5 protein-coding genes are annotated in these 5,424 nt (G+C 48.5%); all 5 read left to right on the top strand.

Translation table 11 applies throughout. The annotated features are described in order from the left end of the window. On the top strand, window positions 1-642 hold a 642-nt coding region (gene uppS / locus F8N00_RS15930), incomplete at its 5' end, for a polyprenyl diphosphate synthase (RefSeq protein ID WP_421018556.1). Between the two features lie 19 nt (window positions 643-661). Further along, window positions 662-1,462, top strand: coding sequence for a phosphatidate cytidylyltransferase (locus F8N00_RS15935; RefSeq protein WP_023468689.1), 801 nt, complete (start codon window positions 662-664; stop codon window positions 1,460-1,462). A gap of 14 nt (window positions 1,463-1,476) precedes the next feature. Continuing rightward, complete coding sequence (locus F8N00_RS15940) at window positions 1,477-2,631, top strand: 1-deoxy-D-xylulose-5-phosphate reductoisomerase (RefSeq protein WP_421018557.1); 1,155 nt, start codon at window positions 1,477-1,479, stop codon at window positions 2,629-2,631. A 14-nt stretch (window positions 2,632-2,645) separates the two neighbouring features. Next, on the top strand, window positions 2,646-3,887 hold the full coding sequence (gene rseP / locus F8N00_RS15945) for an RIP metalloprotease RseP (RefSeq protein WP_421018558.1): 1,242 nt from the start codon (window positions 2,646-2,648) through the stop codon (window positions 3,885-3,887). 34 nt (window positions 3,888-3,921) lie between these two features. Further along, a partial coding sequence (locus F8N00_RS15950) for a proline--tRNA ligase (RefSeq protein WP_421018559.1) occupies window positions 3,922-5,424 on the top strand: 1,503 nt, incomplete at its 3' end.

Below are 5,424 nucleotides of genomic sequence, written 5' to 3' on the forward strand. Positions count from 1 at the left end.
GTGGGCTCGGAGATGTGTATAAGAGACAGTCGTGAAGGGATGAAATCGATTCGAGAAGTCGTTCGAGTTGCAAATGAGCTTGGTATCAGAAGCTTGACACTATATGCCTTTTCAACTGAAAACTGGACGCGTCCAGAAGAAGAAGTTAATTTTTTGATGAAGCTCCCAGCTCAGTTTTTAGAATCAGATTTGAAAGAACTCGATGCCCAAAATGTTAAGGTCGAGGTAGCAGGTGAAGTATCTCGCCTCCCTCATTTCACGCGTGAGGCGGTCGAACAAGCGAAACTGGATACGCAACACAATACAGGACTTCGTCTGATTTTCGCTCTGAATTATGGAGGACGCGATGAACTCGTGCAAGTCATGCAAAAACTGGGCGCACAGGTTCAGGCAGGAACATTGTCACCGGATGCGATTACACCGGAGACGATCGAGCGCGAGCTAATGACAGGATCCGTAACTGATGTCGATTTCGTGATTCGAACGAGTGGCGAACAACGGTTATCGAACTTCTTACTTTGGCAAGCGGCGTACGCAGAGTTTTATTTTACAGATGTCTTGTGGCCAGAGTTTCGTCGGGATGCTTTCTTGGCAGCAATTGAAGATTACAATCAACGGACACGCCGATTTGGCGGCGTCTGATTAAATGAGGAACTAGCTTATGAAAACTCGGATTATCACAGGGATATGGGCAGGCGCCATCTTTTTGGCGCTTTTGTACATCGGTGGACTTCCCTTTTTAGCGTTTATGGCAGTACTAACGATTCTCGGTTATACCGAGCTCGTCCGGATGCGACAATGGAGCGGCTCGCGCATTCCACGGATTTTATTCGGGATCGGTACGTTATTACCATTCGTCGGTATCTATGAAGAGGCAGTCGATCGGACACTCCCAATCGGACTTTCACCAATCGCTTGGGCAATGATCATTTTATTGATCGGTCTATTTTGGAACGTGTTTTCGAAAAATGTCTTTACGTTTGATGATGTCGCCTTTTTACTTCTGACTGCGGTTTATGTTGGTGTCGGTTTTGCATCGTTCGCCTACATCCGCTTACTCGAACATGGATTAACGTGGTCGCTCTTGATCATTCTCTTGATCTGGTTTACGGATTCAGGGGCGTACTTCGTCGGGAAACGATTTGGTAAGAATAAACTGTGGCCGTCAATCAGCCCGAACAAAACGATTGAAGGGGCAGTCGGTGGCGTGCTACTTGCCATCTTACTCGGTGTCGTGTTTGAAAGTATCGAACCGACAGTCGGTTTTGGGAAAGTCATTGTCCTTGCCATCATCGTTGCCGTCGTTGGGCAACTTGGTGACTTGGTCCAGTCCGCTTACAAACGCCATTATGGTGTGAAGGATTCTGGAACGTTACTACCGGGCCATGGTGGTATTCTAGATCGGTTCGACAGCATGATGATCGTCTTTACGGTCCTCGTCGTACTCGATATCTTTGCTTGAGGAGGCACTTCATTATGAAGAAAATCAGTATCATCGGTGGAACGGGATCGATTGGTACGCAGACACTTGATGTCATTGCGGCTAATCCAGACCTTTTTGAATTGACGAGTTTTGCATTTGGTCGCAACACGACGGTCGCCGTACCGTGGTTGAATCGTTTGCAACCGATGCTTGTCGGAGTTCAAGATGAGACAACACGTCAAGAACTCGAGCAGCAGTTGAGTTATCAGCCGACGATCGTCATCGGTGAAGAAGGATTGCTTGATATCGTGACGCATCCTGAAGTCGATACAGTCATTACAGCGGTCGTAGGAGCTGTCGGCTTACGTCCGACGCTTGCCGCGATCGAGGCGGGTAAGACGATTGGTCTTGCGAACAAAGAAACACTCGTCACGGCAGGGCACCTTGTCATGAAGCTCGCGCGCGAAAAAAACGTGACGATTTTACCTGTTGATAGTGAACATGCGGCAATCTTCCAATGCTTGAACGGGGAGCGGCGAGAGGATATGCGTCAAATCATCTTAACGGCGTCAGGCGGAAGCTTCCGTGATCAATCACGGGAAGATCTGGCAGACGTGACGGTCGAACAAGCACTGGCGCATCCGAACTGGTCGATGGGAGCAAAAATCACGATTGATTCGGCGACGATGATGAACAAAGGGTTCGAAGTCATTGAAGCGCACTGGTTATTTGATGTCGACTATGCGGATATCGATGTCGTCATTCATCGTGAATCGATCATCCACTCGATGGTTGAGTTCAACGATGGTGCCGTCATGGCGCAGCTTGGTATGCCCGACATGCGAGAACCGATTCAGTACGCTCTTACATATCCGTCCCGCCTTGAAATCCAAGGGGGAGAACGGTTAAACTTAAAGGAAATCGGACGCTTACACTTTGCTGATGCATCATTTGATCGTTATCCGTTGTTACGACTTGCTTTTGAAGCGGGTCAAGCCGGTGGATCGATGCCATCAGTACTCAATGCTGCGAACGAACAAGCAGTGGACCGTTTTTTAAAAGGGGACATTCGCTTTTTAGAAATCGAAGCGAGCGTTGAGGCGGCGCTTCAAGCTCATACCCTTATCGACGAGCCTTCCTTGGATCAAATCCTTGAAGCCGATCGATGGGCGCGTGAGTTCGTATCGTCTCTTACATTCGCTAACTAAGGATGGGATAAGTAATGACGACCTTTATTTCAATCGTACTGATGTTCGGTGTACTCGTCGCCGTCCATGAATGGGGTCATCTCGTAATGGCGAAGCGGGCAGGTATTCTCTGTCGGGAATTCGCGATTGGATTTGGACCGAAGATCTTTTCAGTGTTTAAGAATGAGACGTTGTATACGGTACGCCTGTTGCCGATTGGCGGTTACGTCAAGATGGCGGGTGAAGAACCTGAACTCGTTGAGATCAAATCAGGTCAAACCGTCGGATTACAGTTAAAAGACGGTGTCATCGAGACGATTTATTTCGATGCGGATCAGCCACAAGTCGACCAAGTCGTTACTGTCGAGCGGATTGACTTGTTGCGTCAACTTGAACTCGTCGGATTACAAGACGAGGCATCGGTTCGCTACCCTGTCTCCCCGACAGCATTTCTTGTCGAAGGTCAGACACGGACACAAATTGCGCCGTATGATCGCACATTTGGTTCGAAATCCGTTTGGAAACGTGTCCTTGCGATTGCTGCAGGACCGTTCATGAACTTTGTCCTCGCGTTCGTCATTTTATTCGGTCTTGCCTTATATAATGGCTCTCCGACAGGGGAAAGCGTCATCGGAACAGTACAAAAAGGTTCACCTGCCGATCAAGCAGGACTTGTTGAAGGTGACCGGATCATCTCAGTCAACGGACAGGATACAGCCAAATGGACGGATTTACGTGCTGGATTCCAAGATCGTGCTGGTAAAGCGACAGAAGTAAAATATGAGCGTGATGGGAAAGAGACGACAACTGAGATCACGCCAAAAGTGCAGCAGCAAGGAGAACAGAAGGTCGGCATCATTGGTGTTACGAATGAGACAGAAAAATCATTCGGAACAGCACTACAAACGGGCGTTTCAGAAACATGGCGCATGTCGACGCTCATCGTCGGAGCGGTTGGAGATCTCGTGACCGGTGTCGTTGGCGTCGATCAATTATCAGGACCAGTCGGGATCGTCAAGATGACCGATCAGGTCGCAGATAGTGGGTTCTCGATGCTCTTGACATGGACGGCATTGTTGTCCGTTAACTTAGCAGTCTTCAACTTGTTGCCACTTCCAGCACTTGACGGAGGACGCTTGCTGTTCCTCTTCCTTGAAGCCTTACGCGGTAAACCGGTCGATCCTCAAAAAGAAGGATTAGTTCACTTCGTCGGTTTTGCGCTTTTGATGTTACTCATGCTCGTCGTTACTTGGAACGACATTCAAAAATTCTTTTAATTAATCACTCAGTCAAAGGAGTTCGTGACTCATTATGAAACAATCAAAACTATTCATGCCAACGTTGCGTGAAGTACCATCTGATGCAGAAGCCATCAGTCACCAACTCTTGCTTCGTGCAGGATTCATGCGTCAAAATGCCGCTGGAATCTATTCGTATCTCCCACTCGCAAAACGGGTTCTCGCAAATATCGAGACAATCATTCGCGAGGAATTAGAGGCAGCGGGTGCGCAAGAATTACTGATGCCAGCAATTCAACCAGCTGAACTATGGGAAGAAACAGGACGCTGGGATATCTATGGACCTGAATTAATGCGCTTGACGGATCGTCATGATCGCCGGTTCGCGCTCGGAGCGACGCACGAGGAACTGATCACTTCAATCGTTCGTGATGAATTGAACTCGTATAAAAAGTTACCGGTCAATCTCTTCCAGATTCAAATGAAATACCGTGACGAACGTCGCCCACGTTTCGGTTTATTACGTGGTCGTGAGTTCATCATGAAAGATGCATACTCGTTCCATTCGTCACAAGAGAGCTTAGACGAAGAGTATCAAAACATGTTTGATACGTATTCGCGGATTTTCTCACGTGTGGGTCTTGAGTTCCGTCCAGTCGTCGCTGACTCGGGTGCAATCGGTGGTAGTGGAACACATGAGTTCCATGCGTTAGCAGCAATCGGTGAAGACACGATCGTCTACTCGGACCAATCGGATTATGCAGCGAACTTAGAGATGGCAGAGTCGATCGATGCCTATCCGAAGCAAGACAAAGCACCAGAAGCACTTGAAGAAGTGCATACGGCAGATGCGAAGACGATTGAAGCGGTCAGTGCACATCTGAACTTACCAGCAAATGAATCGATCAAGACCGTCATTTTCAAAACGGAACAAGGACTTGTCATGGCACTCGTCCGGGGCGATCACGAAGTCAACGATATCAAATTGAAAAACTATCTGGGCGCACTCGACATCACGATGGCGAGCGACGAAGAGATTGAAGCAGCGCTTCACTCAACGCCTGGAACACTCGGACCGATCGGGGCAGACATGAAGATCGTCGCCGATTACGCGGTACGTGCCTTGACGAACGCTGTCTGTGGTGCAAACAAAGCGGAAACACATTATATCCATGTCGATCCAAGCCGTGATTTCGAAGCAGACTATACGGACTTGCGCTTCGTCGAAGAAGGTGACGCGTCACCAGACGGCAACGGAAACGTTAAATTCGCACGTGGCATCGAAGTCGGTCAAGTCTTCAAACTCGGAACACGTTACTCTGAAGGAATGGGAGCGACGTTCCTTGATGAAGGCGGTAAAGCACAACCACTCATCATGGGATGTTACGGCATCGGTGTCTCGCGGACATTGTCGGCAGTCGTCGAACAACATTATGATGAGCGCGGAATCATTTGGCCAAAAGCAATCGCACCATACGATGTCCATTTGATTGTCGTCAATGGTAAAAATGCAGAACAGCTTGAACTCGGAGAAACACTATACCTGTCTCTTATACACATCTCCGAGCCCACGAGA

The sequence above is a fragment of the Exiguobacterium sp. A1_3_1 genome (assembly GCF_048985645.1).
GTDB classification, from domain to species: domain Bacteria; phylum Bacillota; class Bacilli; order Exiguobacteriales; family Exiguobacteriaceae; genus Exiguobacterium_A; species Exiguobacterium_A indicum.

What these genes read in the sequence shown, in the direction of transcription:
- F8N00_RS15935 (WP_023468689.1), top strand. Translation starts at nt 662, where the DNA reads ATGAAAACTCGGATTATCACAGGGATATGGGCAGGCGCCATCTTTTTG.
- F8N00_RS15940 (WP_421018557.1), top strand. Translation starts at nt 1,477, where the DNA reads ATGAAGAAAATCAGTATCATCGGTGGAACGGGATCGATTGGTACGCAG.
- rseP (WP_421018558.1), top strand. Translation starts at nt 2,646, where the DNA reads ATGACGACCTTTATTTCAATCGTACTGATGTTCGGTGTACTCGTCGCC.